Genomic DNA, 22,382 nt, shown 5'->3' on the forward strand with positions numbered 1-22,382 from the left:
GCTCCCTTGCTGAGGCCAAATTGCATGTCACCGGCTGCGAGGCAGAGTGGAGCCTGCTCTCCTCTCAGGCCAGACCCATCACCCTGCTGCGCAAGCGCATTAACGATGTTCGGCTCTCAGAAACTGGGCAACCAGCCGCGCCGCTGGCCGAGGGGATCGCCCCCGGCATCCCCTACCTTGGGGTCATGCTCCCCTATACCCCGCTGCACCAGCTGTTGCTGGATGCCTGCGCCATCCCGCTGGTGGCCACCAGCGCCAATGGTCGCGGCAGCCCGATCCTTATCGAGTGCGAGGCGGTGGTCAGGGAGCTCGGCAGCGAGATTGACGGCATCCTGGATCACAATCGCCCCATCCTGCACCCGTGCGATGACAGTCTGGTGCAGTGGGCAGGCGGACGACGCCAGACTTTACGCCTCGCCCGGGGCTATGCCCCCTGCACCCCCAGCCTGAAAGAGGCGGTCAAGGTGCCGCTGCTGGCAGTCGGGGCGCAGCAGAAGAACCAGCTGGCGCTCGCCTTCGGTCGCCAGCGCATCTACAGCCCCTATATCGGTGATCTGCACAGCCTGCCGATGCAGGGTCACTTCGAGCAGACCCTCGCCACCTTTCGCGATCTCTACGATCTCAAGCCCGAACTGCTGGTCTCGGATCGCCACCCGGGCTACCTCAGCCACCAGTGGGCCAAGGGCTACTGCCATGATCAGGGTGCAACCCACCTCGAGGTGCAGCACCATCACGGCCACCTGCTAGGGGTGATGGCCGAGCACGACATCACAGGCCCGGTGCTGGGGGTTGCCTTCGATGGCACCGGCCTTGGCGATGACGGCACCCTCTGGGGCGGCGAGCTGCTGATCGCAGACGTTCAGGGATTTGATCGGGTTGCCCACCTTGCCCCCTTCAAGCTGATCGGCGGCGAAGCGGCCATCCGCGAGCCGGTGCGCCAGCTGCTGGGACTGCTGTTTGAATCGCACAGTCCTGAGGCGATCTGCGCCCTCGATATTCCGTTGATCAAGCAACTGCCCCTTAAGCGGATCAGCAACCTGCACCAGCTCTGGCAGCTGGGTCGCAACACCCCCTACACCAGCTCCATCGGTCGGCTGTTCGATGCGGTGGCTGCGCTCTTGGGGGTGATCGATACCCCCGATTACGAGGGCGAAGCCGGGCTCCTGCTGGAGGCGGCCACCTTGCAGCTCACCCCCGACGAACAACCCTTCCCCCTCGCCTTTGATCTCAGCCAATCAACAGAGGGGCCACTGCAGATCGAGTGGGCAGAGCTCATCAATACCCTTGTCAGCGAGCGGCGCCAAGGCACCTCCACCGCCAGCCTGGCCGCCGGTTTTATCCGCGCCATCAGCGCTCTGGTCATCGCTCTGGCCGAGCGCTTCCCCGGCTATCCGGTGGCGCTCGGGGGCGGCGTCTTTCAAAACCGGGGGCTGATGGATCAGCTGGTGCCCGCGCTCGAAGCCGCCGGTCGGCAGGTATTGACCAGCGAAACCCTGCCGCTCAATGACGGTGGCATCGCCGCCGGTCAGCTCTGGTTTGCCATCCACCATCTTGCCACGCATCAGCCTGTCACCACCGGTTGTGCCACCTTGTCGGAGTCCTGAAATCCATGTGTCTATCCATCCCCTCTCAGGTGGTGCAGCTGCACCCCGAAGATAACTGCGTCACCGTCGATACCCTGGGGGTGCAGCGGCGCGTCAGCTGCATGCTGCTCGAGGAGCCCCTCCAGGTGGGCGACTATGTGCTGCTCCATATCGGCTTTGTGATGAGCAAGATTGACGAAGAGGAGGCGCAGGCCAGCCTCGAGAGCTTCCGCCAGATGGTGGCCCTGATGCCCAAACAGGATATCTTGCCATGCTGACCCTCAATGATCTCTTTCAGGGCTTTCGCCAGCCCGAGGTGATCCGCGCCCTCGCCGCCCAGATCACCGAACTGGCCAAAGATCTGCCCGAGCCGCTGCGGGTGATGGAGGTGTGTGGCGGCCATACCCACACCATCATGAAATACGGCCTGCACCAGCTGCTGCCGGCCAGCATCGAGTTCGTTCACGGCCCCGGCTGCCCGGTCTGCATCATGCCCAAAGAGCGCATCGATCAGGCCATCGAGCTGGCGAGTCAACCGAATGTCATTCTGGTCACCCTGGGGGACATGATCCGGGTGCCGGGCTCCAGGGGCACGCTGGCCCAGCAACGGGCCAAGGGGAGCGATATCCGCCCGGTCTATGACCCCCTCGATGCCCTGCGTATCGCCAAAGAGAATCCGGAGAAAACCGTGGTCTTCTTCGCCATCGGTTTCGAGACCTCCACCCCGATGACAGCGGCGCTGCTGGCTGCCGCTGAAGAGCAAGAGGTCGAGAACCTCCTGTTTCATATCAACCATGTGCTGGTGCCCCCCGCCATTCATGCGGTGATGGCCGACGGGGTCGCCAAGGTGAACGCCTTTATCGGCCCCTCCCACGTCAGCGTCATCACCGGCGCCGATATCTACCTGCCTATCGTCGATCGCTATCAGGTGCCGGTGGTGGTGAGCGGTTTCGAGCCGGTGGATGTGATGGAGGCGCTCTTGATGATGGTGCGCCAGAAGGTGGAGGGTCGTTACGCGCTGGAGGTGCAATACAGCCGCGCCGTCACCGCCAGTGGCAATCAAGCCGCCCAGCGGCTGGTCGAGCGCTTTTTCGAGACCCGCGAGCACTTTCGCTGGCGAGGTCTGGGGGATATCAACGCCTCCGCCCTGCGCCTGCGGGATGCCTTCGCCAAGCGCGATGCGGAGCGTCACTTTGCGCTTAATCAGACTCCCATCGATGACCACAAGGCGTGCCAGTGCGCCGATATCCTGCGCGGCCTGGCCAAGCCAAACCAGTGCAAAGTCTTTGGCCGGGGCTGCACCCCGACCCAGCCCATGGGCAGCTGCATGGTCAGCTCCGAAGGGGCCTGCAATGCCTACTACCGATATATGGGGATCCAATGAGAGAAATTCAGTTAAGCCACGGCGGCGGCGGTGTCGAAATGAATCAGCTGATCAATCAGCTCTTCTTTCGCCACTTTGGTAACGAGATCCTGCTGCGCGGTGAAGATGCCGCCCTGCTGCCGGTAAGCGGCCCCGTCGCCTTCACCACCGACAGCTTCACCGTCTCGCCGCTCTTCTTCGAGGGGGGCGATATCGGCAAGCTGGCCATCGCTGGCACGGTCAACGATCTGGCCATGATGGGGGCCAAGCCCGAGTATCTGAGCGCCAGCTTTATCATCGAGGAGGGCTTCCCCTACGCCAATCTGGCCCGCATCGTCGAATCAATGGCTGCAGAGCTGGCCAAGAGCGGTGCCCGCATCGTCTGCGGCGACACCAAGGTGGTGCCCAAAGGGGCCGCCGACAAGATCTTCATCAACACCAGCGGGGTCGGCACCTTCCCGCTGCCTGAGCAGAGCCGGGGCATCTCGGTGCGCAACCTCAAGGCCGGTGATGCCATTCTGGTGTCGCGGGATATCGGCAGCCACGGCGCCTGCATCCTGATGGCCCGCGACGCCCTGCAGCTAGGATCTGATCTGAAAAGCGACTGCACCACCCTCTGGCCACAGGTAGAAGCACTGCTGCAGGCGGGTATTACCCCTCACGCCCTGCGCGATGCCACCCGCGGTGGCCTTGCCGCCGTGCTCAACGAATGGAGCAGCGCCTCCGGCGTTGCCATCGAGCTGGAGGAGTCTGCCATTCCGGTGTGCGATCCGGTGCGCGGCCTCTGCGAGCTCTACGGTTTCGAGCCCCATGATCTCGCCAACGAGGGAACCATGGTACTGGCCCTGCCTGCCGAACAGGCGCAGGACGCACTGGGCATCTTGCGGCAATTCAACCCAGCAGCCAGCCAGATCGGCGTAGTTCAGGCGAGCGATCGCCACAAGGTGATCCTCAACAACCCCTGGGGCAGCCGCCGTTATCTGGAGCTACCGCAGGGGGAGCTGCTGCCGCGGATCTGTTGAGCAGCCATGCCGTTCCGTCAATTACAGGGAGGAGTCACTGCTCCTCCCCATATCGGTTAAGGAGCCACCATGCACGAAATGTCTCTGGCCATGGCCGCTATCGATCTGGCAGCCGAACAGGCCACCCAGCGGGGCTTTACCAGGGTGACTGCCCTCTGGCTCGAGGTCGGCAGCTTCTCCTGCGTCGACCCGGACACCATTGCCTTCTGTTTCGAGGCGGCCGCCAAGGGCACCGCCGTCGAAGGGGCCCAACTGCACTTTCAACACCAGGCGGCAGAGGCCTGGTGTTACGACTGCAACCAGACGGTCACCCTCACCGCGCGCGGGCAGGCCTGTCCCGAGTGTGGCGGATACAAATTACGAGTCGCGCAGGGTGATAGCCTGCGCATCACCGACATCGAGGTAAGTTGATATGTGTAGCGTATGCGGATGCGGCCAGGCGCGGATCGCCGGCCATGAGCACGATCATGAGCATCATCACGAACATGAACATCACCATGAACATGGTCATGAGCACTACCATCATCATGCTCATGATGCCCATCACAATCATGACCACGAGCAGGGTGCGCCGCGCACCCTGATCATTCACCACCACTATCACCATCAGGGGGATGTCCATCACCACTACCACGGGATGAGGGCTCCCATAAGCCATGATGGGCATGTTCACCCCCATGAGCACCATCATGATCACCCCCACGGCCATCATCATGATCACCGCCACGATCATGACCATGACCATGACCATGACCATGACCATGACCATGACCATGACCATGACCATCAGCAGGGTGATCTGCACTACGGCAAAGGGGAAGCGGGACTGTCGGTCCCCGGCATGGGACAGCGCCAGCTGATCGCCATCGAGATGGATGTGCTGGCCAAGAACAACGCGCTGGCGGCCCACAACCGCGAGCACTTCGACGAGGCGGCCCAGCTGGTGCTTAACCTGGTGTCGAGCCCGGGTTCAGGCAAAACCACCTTGCTGTGCGAAACCCTGCGCCAGCTGGCCGACAAACGCCCCTGCGCGGTGATCGAAGGGGATCAGCAGACAAGCAGAGATGCGGATCGCATCCGTGCCACCGGCGTCCCTGCCGTGCAGATCAACACCGGCAAGGGCTGCCATCTGGACGCCAAAATGGTCCACGACGCCTGCCACCAGCTGCCCGCCAATCAAGGGGGCATCCTCTTTATCGAGAACGTGGGCAATCTGGTCTGCCCCGCCAGCTTCGATCTCGGCGAGAAGTACAAGGTAGCGATCCTCTCCGTCACCGAGGGGGAAGAGAAGCCGCTGAAATACCCGGATATGTTTGCCGCAGCCCAGCTGATGGTGATCAACAAGATCGATCTGCTGCCCTACGTCAGCTTTGACGTGGCACGCTGCATCGAGAACGCCAAACGGGTCAACCCCTATATCCAGGTGATCCAGGTCAGCGCCACCACAGGCGAAGGGATGGATGCCTGGCTCAACTGGCTCGCCAGTGCCTGAACCGGTTAAACGCCGCTGATAACGGCAGATAAAAAAGAGAGGGAGGCTAATGCCTCCCTCTCTTTTATCTGCGCGCTTTGCCAACGATTCTCTCTGTACAGAATGGCCAGCGTTTCATACTCGCGCCCCTCACCCTAGCCCTCTCCCCAGGGAGAGGGAACCGGTTCGTGGATGCCGCATTCCGCTCCCTGTCTCAACAGGGAAAGGGGAACCTATTCGTGGATACAGGCAATATGCTGCAATAATACGACTCCCTCATCCCCCTCAGAGGGGCTTCGAGCATAACAACCAGCCATATTTTCAAACCCGAGATTTTCCAAACCCTAAACCCTGAGCGTGGTGAGATGGCACCTTCAACTCCCTTCTCCCCTTGCGGGAGAAGGGCTGGGGATGAGGGGGAAGCCAATCCTCAGGCCGCGCTTTCGGCCAATACCCCCGTCGCAAGAGACGCCTCACCAAAGCGCAGCACCCGATGACAGATCTGGCGCAGCAGCGCCTGCTGGTGACTGAAGATGACCATGCCAAGCCCGCGCTGCTCGCATTCAACCATCAACTCCCGCCAGAGTTGGCGCTGAATCTGCGGATCCAGCTGGGCGGTCACCTCGTCGGCAATCAGCAACCGGGTGCGGGGATCGAGGGCGCGCAGCAGCGCGATGCGGGCCAGCTCGCCACCGGAGAGTTGACCGGGCTTGCGACTGAGCCACGCAGGCTTGACCATAAAGCGGGCCAGCATAGCGTCATCGGGACGCCATACGTCCCACAGCGCCTGCACGGTGGTGCGATAGGGGTTGAAGGTGAGCTCAGGGTGCTGGGGCACCAGCTGGATGGGGTTATAGCCTTTTACCTGTTCAGGCACCGGCTGCCCATCCAGCAGGATCTGCCCGCCGGCCCCAACCGGTTGCCAACCTGCCAATACCCGCCCCAACGTGGTTTTGCCATAACCGCTCGGGGCGGAGATGCCGAGCCGCTCCCCCGCTTTCACCGTCAGCGATAAACCCTGCCAGAGGGGACGTTCCCCCTGGGCGATAGTGAGGTTTCGTACTTCAAACATCAGGAAACCTCCGGCACAGAGAAGAGCGCGTTGAACTCCGGCAGCGCCTGCCAGTGGGCTCTGAGCATCTCGCTCCCCAGCCCCTGGCGCAGATGGTGGCAGCTCAAGGTATCGCTCACCTGCCCCTGATGCAGCGCCACAATGCGATCGGCAAAGCGGGCCGCCAGCGCCAGATCGTGGGTCACCCAGAGGATGCCGCTGCCCTGATTGGCCAATTCACGCAACTGGCTGAGCAGCTGGCAGGCCAGCCCCTCGTCGAGCCAGGCGGTGATCTCGTCCGCCAGAATGTAGCGGGCACCGCCGAGCGCCGCGGTGCAGGCCAAAATGCGCTTGGCCATGCCGCCGGAGAGCTGACGCGGATAGCGGTCCAGGGTGGCAGCGGGCAGCTGATAGCGCAGCAGTTGCTCGCCAAGCCGCTCGCGAGACCCATTCTGGCCGCAGAGACGTGCAGCCCGACCAAGCTGGCGCTCCACCGTCAGCAGCGGATTGAGGGCGCTCACCCCCTGCGGCACATAGCAGAGGGTGTGGCCGCGCAGACGGACCCGGCTGGCATCGCACAGGGGCACGCCATCGAGGGAGATGCTGCCGCGCATCCGCAGGTTGTCCGGCAGCAATGTCAGAGCGCTTTGCAGCAGCAGGCTCTTGCCCTCGCCGCTCCCCCCCACCAGCGCCACGATTTCCCCCGGCGCCAGTTGCAGGCTGATATCGGTCAGCAAAGGCTGCCAGCTGCGCCGCCCCAGCCAGGAGTAGTGGGCCGCCTCTATGGTCACATGATCAAAACTCAGCATGGTTCACTCCTGTGCCACAACAGCTGTTGCAGGGCGCGGGTAGCCTGATCAAACAGCAACACCAGCAGCAGCAACATCAGGCCGGGGAAGAGGGCCAGCCACCAACCGCCACCGGCCAGATAACGCAGGGCATCGGCCAGCAGCAGGCCAAGGGAGGCCTCGTGGGCCGCCAGACCAAAGCCGAGAAAGCTCAAGGCCGCGCTGTGCAGCACCGCATGGGGAAAAATCAGCAAGGTGCCGATAAACCACTGGGGCAACAGTCCCGGCAGCAGGTGGGTACGCCAGCGACGCAGCGCCCCCATCCCCTGACAGCGGGCCAGCACCACATAGTCGCTGCAGGCGATCCGCCGCGCTTCTGCGCAGAGAATGAGCGCCAGCTTGGGCCAGTGGGTGAGCGCTACCGCCAGGATCACCCCGCGCATGCCGCCGCCCACGGTAAAGCAGATAAGGATCAAGAGCAGCATATGGGGCAGCGCCAGCATGGCGTCGATCACCATTCGCACCGCCGCATCACATCTGGGGTGAATGAGCGACACGCTTGCCGCCACCATAGCCAGCAGGCCACTGCAGAGAGCCGTGCTGATGCCAAGCTCCAGACTGGTGAGGTTGCCCTGAAAGGCCCGCAACCAGAGATCCCGTCCCATCTGATCGGTGCCGAACCAGTGGGTCAGCGAGGGAGGCTGCTGGCGCGCCAGCAGATCCATCGGCACATCCTGATGAGAGAGGCTCCAGCCGTAAGTGGCCAGCAGCGCCAGCCCGATCATTGCCACGGCCAAGCGCACCATAGAGGGAAGCGGGTTAAACAGCATGCTCGCCCTCCCAACCCTGATTGATACGGGCCAGCAGCAAACTGGCCACCGTGTTGCCAATAAAGACCAGCAGGGTGCAGAAGAGCACGATTCCCATCAGCAGGGGGATATCGCCCCTGAGCCCCGCATCCACGGTGGCCTGGCCGAGCCCTGGATAGGAGAAGACCTTCTCGGCCAAGAGCGATCCGCCAATCAGTTCACCGAGCGAGGCAAACTGCAGGCAGAGCGCTGGGGTCAGGGCGTGGCGCAGCACGTGAAAACGCAGCATCGGCCAGCCGCCATCCCCCTGAGCGCGGGCGTAGCGGATAAAGTCGCTCTCCAGCACCTCGGCCACCCGCCCCCGGGTATGCAGGGCAATATTGCCCACCCCGAGCAGCGCCAGGGTAGTCACCGGCAGCAACAGATGGCGCGCTCGCATAACCCAATCAGCCTCATCGGCGGAGAGGCCCGGCGTCCAGGCGCAGCAGACCGGCAACAGCGGCCAGTGCACCGCAAACAGGGCGAGCAGCAACAGGCCGACCCAGAAGGTGGGCAAGGAGGCGAGCAGATAGGCAAACCGGCAAATCAGGCGATCGGGCCAGCGATTGAGATAGCGACCGGCGCAGAGGCCCAGCAAAATCCCGAAAAAGCCGGAGAGCAGCCAGGCGCCCGCCAGCAGCAGGAAAGAGGCAGCAAAGCGCTGGCCTATGACTTCACCCACCGGTGCGTTGTAGAGCATGGAGTAACCGAGATCCCCCTGCAGCACCTGGCTAAACCAGTGCCAATAGCGCAGCCAGAGCGGCTGATCCAGCCCCCAGCGGGCGGCGATGCGGGCGTACTGCTCCGGCGGCACATGGAGCAGATCGTTGCCGATATAGGCCTTGATGGGGTCGATGGGGGAGTAACTCAGCAGCACAAAGGTGGCGACCGAGACCAGACATAACAGCCCTGCCAGACGCAGCAGGGCTTTTAGCAACAGATAACCTGAATGACTCAAGGGCGAACTTACCGGCACGTCCACCGCCAATCCTGCAGGTTGTTGAGCAGGGACCAGCTACCGTGGATTTCCGGCGCCCCCTTGCCAAGATCGATGCAACGGTTGGCGAGATAGGTGTGCTGCACATTCAGCAGCCAGGCCCAGGCGGCATCTCCCTGCACTCCGGCGCCCGTTTTGCCATCCCACTCCACCTGCTGCCAGAACGGCACGGCCGCCTGCCAGTTCGGGGCATCCAGCGCCTGCTTGAGGTGGCCATCCACCACAGGGTTGCTGTAGTAGCCCGGATTGTAGAACTCCACGCCACCGGAGCCGCTCTGGTAGTGGTGATAGAGCTCCATGGGATCCAGACTCCCCCACCCCATCAGCACCGGGTTGGCGTGCATCTCCCGCTCCACCTGTTCCCAGCTGCCGGACTTGAGGCTCACCTCAAGACCGATGGGCCCCAGCATGGCCCGCACCGCTTCCGCCAAATCCCGGCGGGTGCTATCGCCACTGGTGTACCAGAGGGTAAAGGCGGCGCGCAGATTGCCCTTGTGGCGAATGCCGTCACTGCCCATCTTCCAACCCGCCTCGTCGAGCAGGGCATTGGCGTGGGCGACATCCCCATCCTTGAAGGCGGTGGCTTTGTTCAGCCAGGGCAAGCCTTCCACCGCGCTGTAGGCGGGGATGGCGTGCCCTTCCAGTAGCTGATCGGCCAGTAGCTTGCGGTCGATGGCGTAGTTGATGGCGCGGCGTACCGCCACGTCCGAGGTCACGTCGTTGCCGATGGGATAACCCTTAGCATCTTTTTTACCCGCTGCAGGAATGGGGAAGACGATGCCGCGGTTCTCCACGCTCGGCCGCACCCACAGCTTGAGGGAGGCAGGCACGGTGGGCGCCAGTGACGGGGCAATGCGCACCACATCGAGCTGGCTGCTCTGGGCCGCGGCATAGGCGCTCTCTTCGTCGATAAAGACAAACACCAGCCGTTTGAAGTCATTGTTGCCGCCAGCGTAATAGGGGTTCGCCTCCACCACCAGCTGTTGACCAGGCAGGAAGCTCACCAGCCGGTAAGGGCCAGCACCGACCGGCTTTTGGGCATACGCTTTTGCGTCGTAATCCCGCTTCGACACTATCCCCAAGGATCCCAGCACGTTGACGAAGGTGCTCTGGGGAGCACTCAGGGTGATGGCAACCTCGGTGGGTGAGAGCACCTTGGCCGAGACAAAGTTGCCCATGTCGATCTTGCCGCCACCTTGGGCTGCGCTGTTGTAGGTGAAGGCCACATCCTCGGCGGTGAGCGGTGCACCGTTGGAGAATTTCAGGTCAGGCTTGAGGGTAATGAGCCACCCCTTGCCATCCTTGCTCGGGGTCACTGATTGGGTGAGCACATTCTGCCAACTGAGATCGGCGTTCTGTTTGAGCAGCGGGCTGTGCAGCAGCAGGTAGCTGCCGTGGCTCCAGCCAAGCAGAGGGTCAAACCCTTCGGTGGGTTCGGCTCCGATGGCGAGCTTGAGCTCGGCAGGCACAGGTTGGGCTGCGGCCAGCGCCGCGTGAGAGGCAGTGCCCAGCAGCAGAGTCAACAGGGCGGCAGCACTGGTGCCACAGTAATGGCGAAGGGAATTGCGTGGAACAGTCATGGGGATCCTTCTTGTTTTGTACCACTCACGGATCATCACTCAAAAAAGAGGTGGAATGCGTGTCTGAACATGGGAGTGAGGGGCCAAAATGGCCCCCTATTCTAAACTTGATTTCGCGTGAAACCTAGCGACTATGCCGGTTGACCGCGCCGGGCACCGAATAGCCGTCTGCGACCCAGATCCACGCCGCCAGCCCCTTGCTGCACCGGCAGGGAGAGCAGCATCTTGAGGGTGCTGCTCACCAGTGTGCGCCCCTCCCCGGCCCCGAGATGGGGATCGAGCGGCGACATCAGGGAGCAAGCCAGCAGCTGTCCCGTCTCGGGCAATTCACCCACCATAAAGGTCATGTTGCCGCAGGGGAGCTGCAGGGCGAGCCGATCGCTGCTGCTGCGAACCGGCCAAAGCTGATCCGGCCCCGGCAGCACCACCACGCTCAACATCCAGGGGGTGAGCACGCAGCCGAGCCACTGTCCTTCAAACAGCACGCACTCCGTCACAATGGGCATGGTGGCGTGATAGAAGGGCAACGCCTGCATCTCTTCGCGAGCGATCCGCTCGTACTGGGCTACCAGCAGAGGCGCGGGATTGCTGGCAAAACCGGCAAACTCCTGCGCTGTCTCCGGTACTATCTCCAGCACTCTCTCAGCCTCGCTTAAATGGGACTGCGCCATAGGCCCTCCTGCTCTTGTTCAGCTTTCTCCTGCTCAGAGAGCGGAATGGCGGGCGCACCAACGGCAGCCAGCAGGGTCAAAATCCGATCCGTCGCCTCCCCCATGGCAGCCGCCACCAGGGGGGTGAGGCCGATGCGGGGCTCCAGAGATTCGGGCTCGACCCCGATCAGGGTGAGCCGCTTGGGCGACTCCCCCGTCATGTGCAGCGCCGAGAGCACATCCGCCAGTCCCAGCTGATGGGGGGAGATCTTGCGGCCAAACAGGGTCGGGATCTCCTCATCCTTCAGGGTCACGACGGTGCCCGGCGGATTACCGCTGCGCACCGCATCCGCCAGAATGATGTGGTCACGATCGGCCATCGCTTCGAGCAGTTCCATACCGGCAGTACCGCCATCGAGCAACTCGATGCCGGTGGCGAAACGGTACTCACGCTCCAGCGCCTCGACGATACGCACTCCGATCGCCTCATCGCTCAAGAGCAGGTTGCCCACGCCCAGGATCAGGGTGTTCATCACAGCACCTTCACCTGAGTCGTTTCACCACTCTGGGTATCCACCACATGGACTGCGCAGGACATGCAAGGGTCGAACGAGTGGATGGTGCGCACCACCTCCAGCGGCTTGGCCGGATCGGCCACCGGGGTGCCTACCAGCGATTGCTCGTAGGGGCCGGGCTCGTCGTTGAAGTTGCGTGGCCCCGAGTTCCAGGTCGATGGTACCACCGCCTGATAGTTCTCGATCTTGCCGCCCTTGATGACGATCCAGTGGGAGAGCATGCCGCGCGGCGCCTCTTCAAAACCCACCCCGCGAAACTCTTTATCCGCCGGGATCTCGGTCTTGATATAGGCAGTGGTATCACCCTTGCCGATGTTGTCGACCAGCGCCTTCCACTGGTGCGCCAGGGTATCTTTGAGCACGCAGCAGCGTACCGCGCGACCGATGATGCGGCCCATGGTGGAGTGCAGCTGCTCAGTCTTGATGGCCGAACCGGTGAGCGCCTTGTAGATGCCGTTCAGCTGATCGAAGTGCGCTACCGTCTCCGGGTGTTTGGCGGCCAGCTTGACCAGCAAGTCTGCAAGCGGTCCCACCTCCACCACCTTGCCGTAGAAGGTGGGGGATTTGACCCAGGAGTATTTGCCATCATCCTGCCAGCCGGTGTAGTTGGGCTCGGTCTTGCCCTCCCACGGCTTGAGGGGGGCGTCATCCTTGTACCAGGCGTGCTTGTTGCTCTCGGCGATGCCGTCCATCAGCCAGCCATCCTGATGACTCTCGATGGGGCGATACCCCGCCAGATTGCCATTCTCGATATAGCCGCCCGGCATCAGGAAGCTGCCACCGTTGGCGTCGGTGGGGAGCTCCGGCACGCTCAGGTAGTGCTTGGCACCCTGCCCCAGGTTCAGCCACTCGGGGTAGTGTGCGGCGATGATGGCGGCATCCACCTTGTAGACCTGCTCGATAAACTCGCCGAGCCGGTCGATAAAGCTCTTCACATAGAGCAGCCGCTCCAGATTGAGCACACTCGGTGCATCCAGATTGATGGGGTTGGCCACGCCGCCCACCGCCAGATTCTGAATGTGCGGGCTCTTGCCACCGAGGATGGCGACGATGCGGTTGGCATCGCGCTGGCACTCCAACGCCTGCAGATAGTGAGCCACGGCGATGAGGTTCACCTCCGGGCTCAGCTTCATCTCCTTGTGACCCCAGTAGCCGTTGGCAAAGATGCCAAGCTGGCCGCTCGCCACCAGGGCGCGGATCTTGTCCTGCACCTTGGTCAACTCGTCGGCACTATTGAGGGACCAGGTCGATACCCCCTTGAGGATATCCGCCGCCTTTTGTGGATTGGCCTGCAGCGCCGCCGTGATGTCCACCCAGTCCAACGCGGAGAGCTGGTAGAAGTGAACAATGTGATCGTGGATGTTGTGGGCCGCGATGATGAGGTTGCGGATGAACTGGGCATTGACCGGCACCTTGGCACCGATAGCGTTCTCCACCGCCCGCACCGAAGCGATGGCGTGAATGGAGGTGCAGACCCCGCAGATGCGCTGCACTATCATCCAGGCATCGCGCGGGTCGTTGCCCTTGACGATCTCCTCCATCCCGCGCCACATGGTGCCGGACGACCAGGCTTTGGTCACTTTTCCGCCTTCGATTTCGCAGTCGATACGCAGGTGCCCCTCAATGCGGGTGATGGGGTCTATGGTGATACATTGGCTCATACGTTGGCTTTCCCTCGGGCCTGATAATCTTGGTGAACACGTTCAAGTGATGGCAGTACCGGCAAGAGCCGGATCAACAGCAAATAGGCACACACCTCGATGGCAACGAAGCCCAGAGAGATCAGCACCTCCTCCGCAGAGGGGAAGTAGTGGTAGCCATTGCCGGGGTTGAAGGCGAGCAGGGAGTAATCCAGTCGCCAGAGGGCGGCGCCCAGCAGCATGCTGAGGGCCCCCAGGAACAACATGCGCGAATCGCGGCGGCTCTTGTCCCAGTGGAACACCAGCAGCGGGAAGATCATCAGCGCAATCTCGCTCCAGAACATGATGGAGAAGCGATTGAACTCGGAGAGATACTCCGACTTGTCGTGGATGACGATCTCGGCAAAGCGCAGCGCCACAAACAGGATCAGGAAGATATCGATCACCTGGGTCAGCTTGTAGAAGAGCGACTTCTCATTGGGGCCCCGCCCCGCCAGTCCCGCCTGCACCAGAGAGCCCTCAAATACCACGATGGAGAAGCCCATGATGAAGGCGGTCAACAGCGAAAAGACCGGCAGCAACTCGTAGCTTTGCCAGAGCGGATGGATCTTCTCCCCCGCGACGATCATCAACGAGCCCATGGAGGATTGGTGCATGGTGGGCAGCAGAGCCCCCAGCGCCAGCACGAAGAACATGATCTTGTTGAGGCGAATGAGCGACGCCTTCCAGCCGAACTTCTCCAGCAGCACGGGCGCAAACTCCAGCGCCATCACCCCGATATAGATGGTCATGCAGACTGCCGTCTCGAACAGCACCGAGGAGGTGTTGAAGTGACCGGGCAGGTAGAAGTACGGCAGGTTCCAGTAACGGCCCACGTCGATGGTGATGGAGAGGCCACCGAGCGAGTAGCCAAACAGGCTCGCCAACAGCGCCGGTCGCACCAGCGGATGATACTCGCCCCGGTTGAACACATAGACAGCCCAGGCCAGCGCCCAGCCGCCACAGGCGAAACCCGTGCCGATCAAGAGATCGAACGAGATCCAGAGTCCCCAGGGATAACCGCCATTCAGATCGGTGACCGAGCCCAGCCCGAAGACGAGGCGTTTTAAAATCAACATGCCGCACAGCACGGCAAAGGGGGCCAGCACCAGCACAGGCCAGCTGACCAGCTTGCCGCCGAGGGGATACGCCTTGTGGTTACTCATGATCCTTGCCTCCCTTTGTAGTGCCCTGATCCTTGATCTGCACACTCCCCTGATCATGGCCATCATCGTGATGGTGTTCGTGACCATTCTTGGTGTTGCGGCGAATGAGCACCGAAAGGCCGGTCAGCACCACCATGGGCAACACCATCCCCTTGTAGAGGGTGTGCTGGATATGCTCGGAGCGGGCACCGGAGGAGAGCTCCGGCAGATCGGGCATGTCGAGCTTGGTATAGGGCACCCCGGCCAGCACCAGCACCTGGGTGCCGCCCCCCTCCTTCTCGCCATAGACGTAAGGCTGGTAGTGGGGCACTTCGTGCAGGTAGGGGTCGTTGGCAGAGAGGGTCTGGCGCGGATAGGCATATTCACTGCCAGGGGTCGCCAGCAGGCGGCGCTTGGCTTCAGCCATCAGCTCCTCGCGGGTGCCGAAGATCACGGCTCCGGTGGGGCACACCTCGACGCAGCCGGGCAACTTGCCCTGATCGATCCGCTCAAGCCCCTTCTGGTTGCAGAGCTCGCACTTGTGGATCGCCCCCAGCGGGTTGTCATAGTCATATTTGGGCACATCGAACGGGCAGCCCACCATGCAGTAGCGACAGCCGGTGCAGACGCTCGAGTCGTAGTGAACGATGCCGGTCTTGGGATCTTTTTTAAGAGCCTGCACCGGGCAGACAGAGACGCAGTTGGGATCGACACAGTGCATGCACTGCTTCTTGATGTAGGCGTAGCCATCCACCAGCTGATCCTTGTGCTCGCCAGTGCCGCTCTTCCACACCTGAATGATGTTGTTGGTGTAGGGGGTCAGCTTGTCGTTGTTGGACCAGGTTTGCGCCCCGGCTGGGTTGGTCGGGTTGCCGTTGAGGCGCTGACACTCCGCCACACAGGCCTGACAGCCGACGCAAAGGGTAGAGTCATACAACATGCCGAGCGCGCCGGGAATGGGCGGCTTGTTCTTGGCCGCCGCCAGTGCGGTGCCGGGTACGGCTGTGCCCGCCGCCAGCGCACCGACGGAGGCGAATTTGAGGAAGTTTCGTCTGTTCACGGTTACTCCTCCCGTGATGGGTGCTGCCCGGCTTCGTGGCGCTTCTGCTGGCGACCGAGTTCACGCACCGTCATCAGACTCACCCCCACCAGCACCCCGAGGGCACCACCGATCAGGCCAGTCGCGGTGGGCGAGGTATAGCCCCCCTCCTGAATTTTCACGTCGGGTTTATCCACCCGCGGGGTCGGGTTCTCGACCTTGGCGAGCTGGAAGATCCCCTTGCTAAAACCGACCCCTTGCTCGTTGCAGCCATAACAGGGGTGACCGATGCCGACCGGCCAGATGCCGCCGCCCACATCGCAGAACTCCAGGGTCGAGCAGTTGCCATAGGTCTCCGGCCCCTTGCAGCCCAGATGGTAGAGACACCAGCCCTGCCGGTGGCCCTCATCGCCAAACTCCTTGGCAAAACGCCCTGCATCGAAGTGCGGACGGCGCTCGCAGTTCTCGTGGATCAGCCGCTCATAGGCAAACAGCGGACGCTTCTTGCTATCCAGCGCCGGCAGCTTGCCGTAGGTGATGTAGTAGGCAACCGTGGTGAGGAAGTTGTGGGGATTGGGCGGGCAGCCCGGGATATTGATGATTGGGGTGCCGATATTGCCGAGGGCTTCTTCGAGACTGACGGCACCGGTCGGGTTGCCGCCGCTAGCAGGCACACCGCCCCAGGCGGCGCAGGAGCCGATGGCGATGACGGCAGCGGCATCACTGGCGGCACGGCGAATATGGTCGACGATAGGCTCACCGGCCACCATGCAGTAGACACCACCATCTTTGAGCGGAATGGAGCCATCCACTACCAGCACATACTTGCCTTTATAGCGCTTGATGGCGTTGTGCTTGTTCTCTTCCGCCTGATGACCAAAGGCCGCCGAGAGTACCTCGTGGTACTCCAGCGAAATGGTATTGAGGATCAGGTTCTCGATGGTGGGGTGAGTGGCCCGCAGCAGTGACTCGGTACAGCCGGTGCACTCCTGCGCCCCAATCCAGATCACCGGCGGCCGCTCGGGGCTGGTGAGCGCGGTGGCCATCTTGGCGACGGCATGCTGACTTAATCCCAGGGTTGCGGCCATCCCGGCACACAATTTCATAAAATCACGGCGATTAATCCCATGAGCCGATAAAAAATTATCCTCGACCATTCTACTTATTCCCGTAGTGAGCACTTGTTTGATAAATGCTTAATAGCGGAAATGCTAAGGACTCACCCACCCTGCAGTATTGATCTCTATCAATTTCGACCGGCTTACCCCTATTTTCATAGCGAGCCACATCACAAATGAAATTAATTACCCCCAAAGAGATATTTAGCAACTCCGTAAATTTTATGAACTTAATTGGATATTAAATAATTAATCACCGCATATCCTCTCTTTCACTGTGAGCCAAATTAACATGATTGAAGTCTTGGCTATACCGCTCATTTCACAATACTGATGCCCACCCATAAATGATCCATTTAATATATCTTTACTCATTTCATTGCATATTCCATACAGTCATCCACGGGACAACCTCCTGACTTGCCTCTCCACACCAGAACGGTCTCACGGCCAGCTGCCACCGGTAGCAAGCACGGCCTGCACGGCACGATTTACCTGCTGTCGCTTGGTTTCAGTTTGCATTTGACCTGCGCTTCAGTGCGACACGTTCTACTGCGAGCCCACACAGCACAACCCCGCTTGGCCTCCCTGCCGTTTCACACCGCTTAATGAAAAGATGCCGCAGATGTATGCATATCAATACGCTCCCCCCACTCTTTATTGTCTTGGATGCTGGTGAGTAAAATATCGCACCCACGGATATGTTTACGCATCATCGTGAATCTGCATTCAAATTAATGGTAAGAGAAAAGGCAAGGTGGAAGGCTGCCTGCAACATAGTGTACATATTTAACTCGCGATGCATTCGCTCACCCCGTTACAGATGTTACCGCCCACCTTCACACTATTTACCTTCACGTCACCCTGCATAATTAACCAGAGCGTAAATATCCATCCCCACCGATAAAGATGATAATTATTCTTGTTCAATGGCAACCCCAAAAAATGAGTTGGGATGACGATGAACATGACAAGCGATAAGGGTGTTAACCATCACCCAAGCAGTGGTGCCAGCAACTGCAGCGCCTTATCGAACTCGAACTCGTTGACAGCCCTGCTCAGCTCGTGAAATGCAGCCCGAAGCGGCCGCCGTTGCAGAGAGAAGCCTCCCCCTGACTGCCTCTGATAACCACGCCATGGAGCCTTGTTTCTGGCTGGCCCAATGGACACTTGCCAAGTGCGGGAATTGAACAAAAAAACGAGAAAAATCAAGATAGATAGCCAATTAAAATGACATAATTGACTATAGTTCAATCGAACGTTTGAAAAACGTGACCACTTCACATGGACCCAGCGCAATGACCACTGAACGGGAACCGTTGATCCGCTCACTGTTTGATGAGTACATCGAGATGTATTCATCACGGGATGACCGGCTCACCACGCGTTTTAGCGACAATTTCAGCGGTTTTGCAGGCAGCAGCGATGTTCTGGTTACCGATAGAGAAGAGTGGGTCCGGATAACCCGCCGCGATTTTGCCCAGATCACGGACAGAATCCACTTGGAAATACTCGATGTGAGCCTGCAAGATCTGGCCGCTGACGTGGTGGCTGTCACCGCCTTCTTTCATATCCATCTACCGAAATCAGAACCTATCCTCTCCCGCAGAACCGCCAGACTGGTATTGATTTTTCGACACGAAGCCATGGCGTGGAAAATTGCTCACAGCAGTATCTCCATCCCTTACAGTGCGGCTCGGGAAAGCGAAATTTACCCGATGACCAGTTTGGAGGAGCGCCAACATGAGCTGGAGCTCATTATCGAGCTCAGAACCAAGGAGCTGGCGGAAGCGAACCGGAAACTGGAAGCGCTCAGCAATACCGATGGGCTCACCAATATCGGCAACCGCCGTCTGTTCGACAACTCATTGAACCAGGCCTGGGAGCGCTGTATTCAGACAGAGATGCCGATTGCGCTCATCATGCTCGACATCGATCATTTCAAGCAGTTCAACGACCTCTATGGCCACGTTGCCGGTGACGAGTGCCTTCGATTGCTGGCCCATACCCTGGCGCAATCCGGGCGCCGCTCGGGGGAGTTGGTGGCCCGCTACGGCGGAGAGGAATTTGTCATCCTGTTGCCACATGTCGAGCGTCAATCCGCCTATGAAATTGCCCAACATATCCAGCGACTGATTTTTGCACTCGCGCAGCCACACGCACAAAATGCCACCGGTATGGTGACCGTTAGCATGGGTGTCGCCTGCCTCAGACCATCGAGTCACTGGCAGCCATCTGAACTGGTCAAACTGGCTGATGCTGCGCTCTACACCGCCAAATCATCCGGCCGTAACTGCATCAGAGTGGCGGAGTCACCCAGCCTCCCGCAACCAGTCTGCCCATAATCCCTCATACACCCCATCCTCCCCGTGGGGAACCACTGCGCGCTAACCATGCACGGCAAGGCTCAACGCATCCCATCGCAACATACCTTCCCACTGATCCAGTGTGCTTTGGTAGGTATCCGCCGCGTTGTAATGGACCATGGCATGCAGGCGGGCATGATGGCCAAGTCGCTTGACCTCGTCGGGCATGGCATTGAGGCTGGCCAGCACCCGCGCCAGATCGCCGGGATCGTTTGGCTGATATTTGCGGCAATTCACGTCATCGGTGAGGTGTCGATCCCACCAGGCGCCATCGGCCGGGATCACTACGCATAATCCTGCCGCCATGGCCTCCAGAATGGAGAGACCAAAGGGCTCCTGATGACTGGTGGAGACAAAAATGCCGCATTGAGATCGGATCTCGTCAAGATTGGCGGGGTTGGCATACCAGTGCGTGTCTGGCAGCTGTGGCTGGGGCTGGCTGCAGGGTTGCAGCGTGCCCTTGGGCTGCAGATAGCACACCATCAGCTCGGGGCGAGCCTCAGGGATCAGTTGATGGGCGGCCAGCATAGTCTCCAGCCCCTTCCAGCGCAGCAACGAGGCAGCCCACAAAATACGAGGCCCCCCCAGGGTCGCTTTGGGCCAATCAATCTCGCTCAAACCATTGGTAAATGGCTGCCAGTGTGACGGGAACTCGGTCTCGCCAAGCCGAGCCAGCAATGCCGCAAGGGAGCTGCGAGTTGATTCGAGATAAAAGACAAAACTCGCCCGTTGCAAGGCCCTGGCAGAGAGGCCCGAGCACCCCACAGGGCCATGGATCAGCTGAACCACCCGGCACCGCAACCAGCGGGCCGCCCAGTAACAGCAGAGATCCACCCCAGGCCCGGACGCCGCCACCAGGCACTTCACCTGCCCCAAGCGCAGCACAAGCCAGAGGATCAGCAGGGTCTGCCACCCCTGTTTGAGCAGATAGCCGATGCCGGACTCCCGCCCCTTCAATATGTGGGGCAGCCAAAGAGGATGATGCTGACAACGGGACCAGGAGTCGGGATCCTGGGTCAACACATGGCATGTGAGCCCGGGCATCCGCTTGGCCAACTCATCGAGCAGCACTTCGGTCGCAACCTTGGAGCCACCGCGAAACGGGATGGGATCCACGACGATGATCTTTCCAAACACCGGCTCAGTTTGCATGCTCATCTTGCTGCTCCCTTACTCTGGCGCCTTGCGGCGGCCAAACCCCAACTGCACTTTTTGCGCCACTTTTGCCATCCCACTTGCCAGCATATTGCGCCCTCTGGCAAGGAGTCGTTGCCCCGCCCAGTGAATGAGTGGTCGGAAGGGTGTGGGGGCCGTGGCGTGCCAACGACCAGCCAGCGCGGCGTCCCACACCGCCGTGACCCCGTCAACGTAGCGCGCCACCGTGAACAACTGTGCGGCACGCAGCTGAGCGGCCCGCCCCATTTCACATCGGCGCTGCGGATTGCTCAATTGCCGCCAGTGATCAGCCATCTCGGCCCAATCCCCCGGGGTTGCCAGCAAACCGGTCACCCCCTCTTCCACAACTTCCGGAATGCCGCCCACTCGGTAGGCACTGACGGGGAGCCCCAACATGCCCGCCTCCGCCAACGTCAGACCAAACACCTCCTCACGGGCGCCAGAGACCAGCAGATCCACCCCGCCCCGCAAGATAGCCGCACTGTCCGGCCGCTCGCCGAGAAAGTGGACCCGCTTGGCCACCCCGAGTTCGACAGCCAACGCCATCAATGCTTCCCGCTCCGGACCGCTGCCAATAATCAGCAACTGAGCCTCCTCCCCCGATGCCATCAGGGCAGCCAGTGAGCGGATCAGCAGATCAATCCCCTTGCGTTTGATCAGGGAGCCGACGGTTGCGATGATCATATCCCCCGGGGGCAAGCCCAGCATGCCGACGACCGGCCAGTGAGTACCGCCATTCAGGCGAGCGGCATCCACCCCGTTGGGTACCCGGATCAACCGCTCGGCCGCGCAGCCATCCTGGCGCCAACCGGTCAACACCGGCTCGCTCACCCCGATCAGCACACTTGCCTGATGAACCCGCAGGCTGAATCTGTCTCTTGGCTGGTAACGGGCATGGAGGTGGCACACCAGCGGTACCTGCAACGCCCGACAGACCCCCGCCAGCCACTGACAAGGAGCCGCGCTGTTGGCGTGCACCAGCCCAATCTGCCGTTCGGTGATGAGCTCTCTGGCTCGCCGGGAGAGGCGCCGATGGGCCGCAAGATCAAAACGGGGCGCCTGCCATCCCAGCAGCAGGCTGAGCGGCTCGACCATGGTTTCTACCCCGAGGGTGGCCACCTCTGCCGCCAGCGTCGGGCTATTGCACCAGAGCAGGGGCGTAAACCGGCTGCGATCGAGGTGGGCCAGCAGATCCAGCAGGCAGCGTTCGCTGCCGCGGATCCAGTCCTCTCCGTAGTGAACCAGCAAAACAGGGGTTGCGTTCATCCTCTTGCTCCCTTTGGTGGCACTGGCGGCAACCGGGTTGCCTCCTGATGATCCTCAGCGGTGGCCTTCACCTCTGTGGCAACCTGCTGCACGTACTTGATGGCGGCGACGGCCAGCGCCAATTCCAGATAGATAGGCCAGGTAAACCCCTGGGTCAGGAAGGATCCCGAAATCACAAACCCCACCATGCTGGCCATCACCCCCTGCATCGCCGTGATCACTGCAGGAGGCATGCCAGCAAGCTGGCAACTCCAGCAACTGCGCAGGGTCACCGTCACCATGCCGATAAACAGCGCCAGCCCGACAAAGCCGGTTTCAGCCAGCACCCCGAACCAGGTGGAGTGCACCGCATGATTGAGTCCATCCCAATGGGGGCTGTAGAAGAAGTAGTTGTAATAGAAATTGGACAAGCCCACCCCTACCAGCGGATGGCCCAGCGCCATGCCCCAGGCTGCTTGCCAAGCGTAGATCCGCCCCATGGCCGAGGCATCGACCCCGCTCTCGGCGGCGCCGCCAGATGCCCGGTCGCTGATCCCGGCGGCGGCAAACAGCACCACCAGCGCGACCATCCCCAGCGAGATCAACAGGGTTTTCGACTTCACCCGCTGCCAGGCAAACAGGCCACCAACGGCGCAGATACCCAGCAAACCACCCCGGCTCTGGGT

The 22,382-nt window shown here is 61.1% G+C and carries 22 protein-coding genes; 7 read left to right on the forward strand and 15 right to left on the reverse strand.

The window, feature by feature from the left end:
- The 5 genes from AACS18_RS09025 to hypA all read left to right on the forward strand — a co-directional run.
- Window positions 1–1,604: Kae1-like domain-containing protein (locus tag AACS18_RS09025; protein ID WP_108614152.1), on the forward strand; the 1,604-nt coding region annotated here is incomplete at its 5' end.
- A 5-nt stretch (window positions 1,605–1,609) separates the two neighbouring features.
- Window positions 1,610–1,861 (forward strand): HypC/HybG/HupF family hydrogenase formation chaperone, encoded by a 252-nt coding sequence (locus tag AACS18_RS09030; RefSeq protein WP_040065728.1) that lies wholly within the window; start codon window positions 1,610–1,612, stop codon window positions 1,859–1,861.
- On the forward strand, window positions 1,855–2,967 hold the full coding sequence (gene hypD / locus AACS18_RS09035) for a hydrogenase formation protein HypD (RefSeq protein WP_108614153.1): 1,113 nt from the start codon (window positions 1,855–1,857) through the stop codon (window positions 2,965–2,967). The genes AACS18_RS09030 and hypD overlap by 7 nt, the downstream gene beginning before the upstream one ends.
- Window positions 2,964–3,968 carry a hydrogenase expression/formation protein HypE gene (gene hypE, locus AACS18_RS09040; RefSeq protein ID WP_108614154.1) on the forward strand — a complete coding sequence of 335 codons (1,005 nt, stop codon included), beginning with the start codon at window positions 2,964–2,966 and terminating at the stop codon, window positions 3,966–3,968. The genes hypD and hypE overlap by 4 nt, the downstream gene beginning before the upstream one ends.
- A 69-nt stretch (window positions 3,969–4,037) precedes the next feature.
- Window positions 4,038–4,379, forward strand: coding sequence for a hydrogenase maturation nickel metallochaperone HypA (gene hypA / locus AACS18_RS09045; RefSeq protein ID WP_058057611.1), 342 nt, complete (start codon window positions 4,038–4,040; stop codon window positions 4,377–4,379).
- Here the strand turns inward: hypA and AACS18_RS09050 are convergent.
- Entirely contained in the window at window positions 4,357–4,737 is a 381-nt protein-coding gene (locus tag AACS18_RS09050) for a hypothetical protein (RefSeq protein WP_308810822.1), read from the reverse strand. The genes hypA and AACS18_RS09050 overlap by 23 nt on opposite strands.
- Here AACS18_RS09050 and hypB point away from each other — a divergent pair.
- Window positions 4,618–5,460: a hydrogenase nickel incorporation protein HypB gene (hypB, locus tag AACS18_RS09055; protein WP_308810823.1), complete on the forward strand. Its 843-nt coding sequence runs from the start codon at window positions 4,618–4,620 to the stop codon at window positions 5,458–5,460. The genes AACS18_RS09050 and hypB overlap by 120 nt on opposite strands.
- Before the next feature lie 409 nt (window positions 5,461–5,869).
- Here the strand turns inward: hypB and AACS18_RS09060 are convergent, their stop codons facing one another.
- The 11 genes from AACS18_RS09060 to hybO form a co-directional block, all read right to left on the reverse strand.
- Complete coding sequence (locus AACS18_RS09060; protein ID WP_108614156.1) at window positions 5,870–6,511, reverse strand: ATP-binding cassette domain-containing protein; 642 nt, start codon at window positions 6,509–6,511, stop codon at window positions 5,870–5,872.
- Window positions 6,511–7,299, reverse strand: coding sequence for an ATP-binding cassette domain-containing protein (locus AACS18_RS09065; protein ID WP_108614157.1), 789 nt, complete (start codon window positions 7,297–7,299; stop codon window positions 6,511–6,513). The genes AACS18_RS09060 and AACS18_RS09065 overlap by 1 nt, the downstream gene beginning before the upstream one ends.
- Entirely contained in the window at window positions 7,293–8,108 is an 816-nt protein-coding gene (locus AACS18_RS09070) for an ABC transporter permease (RefSeq protein WP_108614158.1), read from the reverse strand. The genes AACS18_RS09065 and AACS18_RS09070 overlap by 7 nt, the downstream gene beginning before the upstream one ends.
- Complete coding sequence (locus tag AACS18_RS09075; RefSeq protein WP_108614159.1) at window positions 8,098–9,108, reverse strand: ABC transporter permease; 1,011 nt, start codon at window positions 9,106–9,108, stop codon at window positions 8,098–8,100. Before AACS18_RS09075 ends, AACS18_RS09070 begins: the two co-directional genes overlap by 11 nt.
- Window positions 9,093–10,703: an ABC transporter substrate-binding protein gene (locus AACS18_RS09080; RefSeq protein WP_108614160.1), complete on the reverse strand. Its 1,611-nt coding sequence runs from the start codon at window positions 10,701–10,703 to the stop codon at window positions 9,093–9,095. The genes AACS18_RS09075 and AACS18_RS09080 overlap by 16 nt, the downstream gene beginning before the upstream one ends.
- Window positions 10,704–10,834: 131 nt before the next feature.
- Window positions 10,835–11,374 carry a hydrogenase-2 assembly chaperone gene (gene hybE, locus AACS18_RS09085; RefSeq protein ID WP_108614161.1) on the reverse strand — a complete coding sequence of 180 codons (540 nt, stop codon included), beginning with the start codon at window positions 11,372–11,374 and terminating at the stop codon, window positions 10,835–10,837.
- Window positions 11,356–11,886 carry a HyaD/HybD family hydrogenase maturation endopeptidase gene (locus AACS18_RS09090; protein ID WP_108614162.1) on the reverse strand — a complete coding sequence of 177 codons (531 nt, stop codon included), beginning with the start codon at window positions 11,884–11,886 and terminating at the stop codon, window positions 11,356–11,358. The genes hybE and AACS18_RS09090 overlap by 19 nt, the downstream gene beginning before the upstream one ends.
- Window positions 11,886–13,589: a hydrogenase 2 large subunit gene (hybC, locus tag AACS18_RS09095; protein WP_108614163.1), complete on the reverse strand. Its 1,704-nt coding sequence runs from the start codon at window positions 13,587–13,589 to the stop codon at window positions 11,886–11,888. The genes AACS18_RS09090 and hybC overlap by 1 nt, the downstream gene beginning before the upstream one ends.
- Window positions 13,586–14,773: a Ni/Fe-hydrogenase cytochrome b subunit gene (hybB, locus tag AACS18_RS09100; protein ID WP_021230238.1), complete on the reverse strand. Its 1,188-nt coding sequence runs from the start codon at window positions 14,771–14,773 to the stop codon at window positions 13,586–13,588. The genes hybC and hybB overlap by 4 nt, the downstream gene beginning before the upstream one ends.
- Window positions 14,766–15,812, reverse strand: a complete 1,047-nt coding sequence (hybA, locus tag AACS18_RS09105) for a hydrogenase 2 operon protein HybA (RefSeq protein ID WP_108614164.1) — start codon at window positions 15,810–15,812, stop codon at window positions 14,766–14,768. Before hybA ends, hybB begins: the two co-directional genes overlap by 8 nt.
- Before the next feature lie 2 nt (window positions 15,813–15,814).
- The gene (gene hybO, locus AACS18_RS09110) at window positions 15,815–16,948 is read right to left on the reverse strand and encodes a hydrogenase 2 small subunit (protein WP_047435203.1); all 1,134 of its coding nucleotides are present in this window, start codon (window positions 16,946–16,948) and stop codon (window positions 15,815–15,817) included.
- A 1,259-nt stretch (window positions 16,949–18,207) separates the two neighbouring features.
- On the opposite strand from hybO, the gene AACS18_RS09115 reads away from it, so the two are divergent.
- The gene (locus AACS18_RS09115) at window positions 18,208–19,254 is read left to right on the forward strand and encodes a GGDEF domain-containing protein (RefSeq protein WP_108614165.1); all 1,047 of its coding nucleotides are present in this window, start codon (window positions 18,208–18,210) and stop codon (window positions 19,252–19,254) included.
- Between the two features lie 42 nt (window positions 19,255–19,296).
- Here the strand turns inward: AACS18_RS09115 and AACS18_RS09120 are convergent, their stop codons facing one another.
- From AACS18_RS09120 to AACS18_RS09130, 3 genes are all read right to left on the reverse strand, one after another.
- Entirely contained in the window at window positions 19,297–20,433 is a 1,137-nt protein-coding gene (locus AACS18_RS09120; RefSeq protein WP_108614166.1) for a glycosyltransferase family 4 protein, read from the reverse strand.
- A 12-nt stretch (window positions 20,434–20,445) separates the two neighbouring features.
- Window positions 20,446–21,717, reverse strand: a complete 1,272-nt coding sequence (locus AACS18_RS09125; protein WP_108614167.1) for a glycosyltransferase family 4 protein — start codon at window positions 21,715–21,717, stop codon at window positions 20,446–20,448.
- Window positions 21,714–22,382: O-antigen ligase family protein (locus tag AACS18_RS09130; RefSeq protein ID WP_181363430.1), on the reverse strand; the 669-nt coding region annotated here is incomplete at its 5' end. The genes AACS18_RS09130 and AACS18_RS09125, both read right to left, overlap by 4 nt.

It is taken from the genome of Aeromonas sp. HMWF015, assembly GCF_963878965.1.
Taxonomy (GTDB): Bacteria; Pseudomonadota; Gammaproteobacteria; order Enterobacterales; family Aeromonadaceae; genus Aeromonas; species Aeromonas veronii.

Bases quoted from the DNA above. Each gene is read 5' to 3' on its own strand.
- AACS18_RS09030 (WP_040065728.1), top strand. From the start codon at position 1,610: ATGTGTCTATCCATCCCCTCTCAGGTGGTGCAGCTGCACCCCGAAGAT.
- hypD (WP_108614153.1), top strand. From the start codon at position 1,855: ATGCTGACCCTCAATGATCTCTTTCAGGGCTTTCGCCAGCCCGAGGTG.
- hypE (WP_108614154.1), top strand. From the start codon at position 2,964: ATGAGAGAAATTCAGTTAAGCCACGGCGGCGGCGGTGTCGAAATGAAT.
- hypA (WP_058057611.1), top strand. From the start codon at position 4,038: ATGCACGAAATGTCTCTGGCCATGGCCGCTATCGATCTGGCAGCCGAA.
- AACS18_RS09050 (WP_308810822.1), bottom strand. From the start codon at position 4,737: ATGGTCATGGTCATGGTCATGGTCATGGTCATGGTCATGATCGTGGCG.
- AACS18_RS09060 (WP_108614156.1), bottom strand. From the start codon at position 6,511: ATGTTTGAAGTACGAAACCTCACTATCGCCCAGGGGGAACGTCCCCTC.
- AACS18_RS09065 (WP_108614157.1), bottom strand. From the start codon at position 7,299: ATGCTGAGTTTTGATCATGTGACCATAGAGGCGGCCCACTACTCCTGG.
- AACS18_RS09070 (WP_108614158.1), bottom strand. From the start codon at position 8,108: ATGCTGTTTAACCCGCTTCCCTCTATGGTGCGCTTGGCCGTGGCAATG.
- AACS18_RS09080 (WP_108614160.1), bottom strand. From the start codon at position 10,703: ATGACTGTTCCACGCAATTCCCTTCGCCATTACTGTGGCACCAGTGCT.
- hybE (WP_108614161.1), bottom strand. From the start codon at position 11,374: ATGGCGCAGTCCCATTTAAGCGAGGCTGAGAGAGTGCTGGAGATAGTA.
- AACS18_RS09090 (WP_108614162.1), bottom strand. From the start codon at position 11,886: ATGAACACCCTGATCCTGGGCGTGGGCAACCTGCTCTTGAGCGATGAG.
- hybC (WP_108614163.1), bottom strand. From the start codon at position 13,589: ATGAGCCAATGTATCACCATAGACCCCATCACCCGCATTGAGGGGCAC.
- hybB (WP_021230238.1), bottom strand. From the start codon at position 14,773: ATGAGTAACCACAAGGCGTATCCCCTCGGCGGCAAGCTGGTCAGCTGG.
- hybO (WP_047435203.1), bottom strand. From the start codon at position 16,948: ATGGTCGAGGATAATTTTTTATCGGCTCATGGGATTAATCGCCGTGAT.
- AACS18_RS09115 (WP_108614165.1), top strand. From the start codon at position 18,208: ATGACCACTGAACGGGAACCGTTGATCCGCTCACTGTTTGATGAGTAC.
- AACS18_RS09120 (WP_108614166.1), bottom strand. From the start codon at position 20,433: ATGAGCATGCAAACTGAGCCGGTGTTTGGAAAGATCATCGTCGTGGAT.
- AACS18_RS09125 (WP_108614167.1), bottom strand. From the start codon at position 21,717: ATGAACGCAACCCCTGTTTTGCTGGTTCACTACGGAGAGGACTGGATC.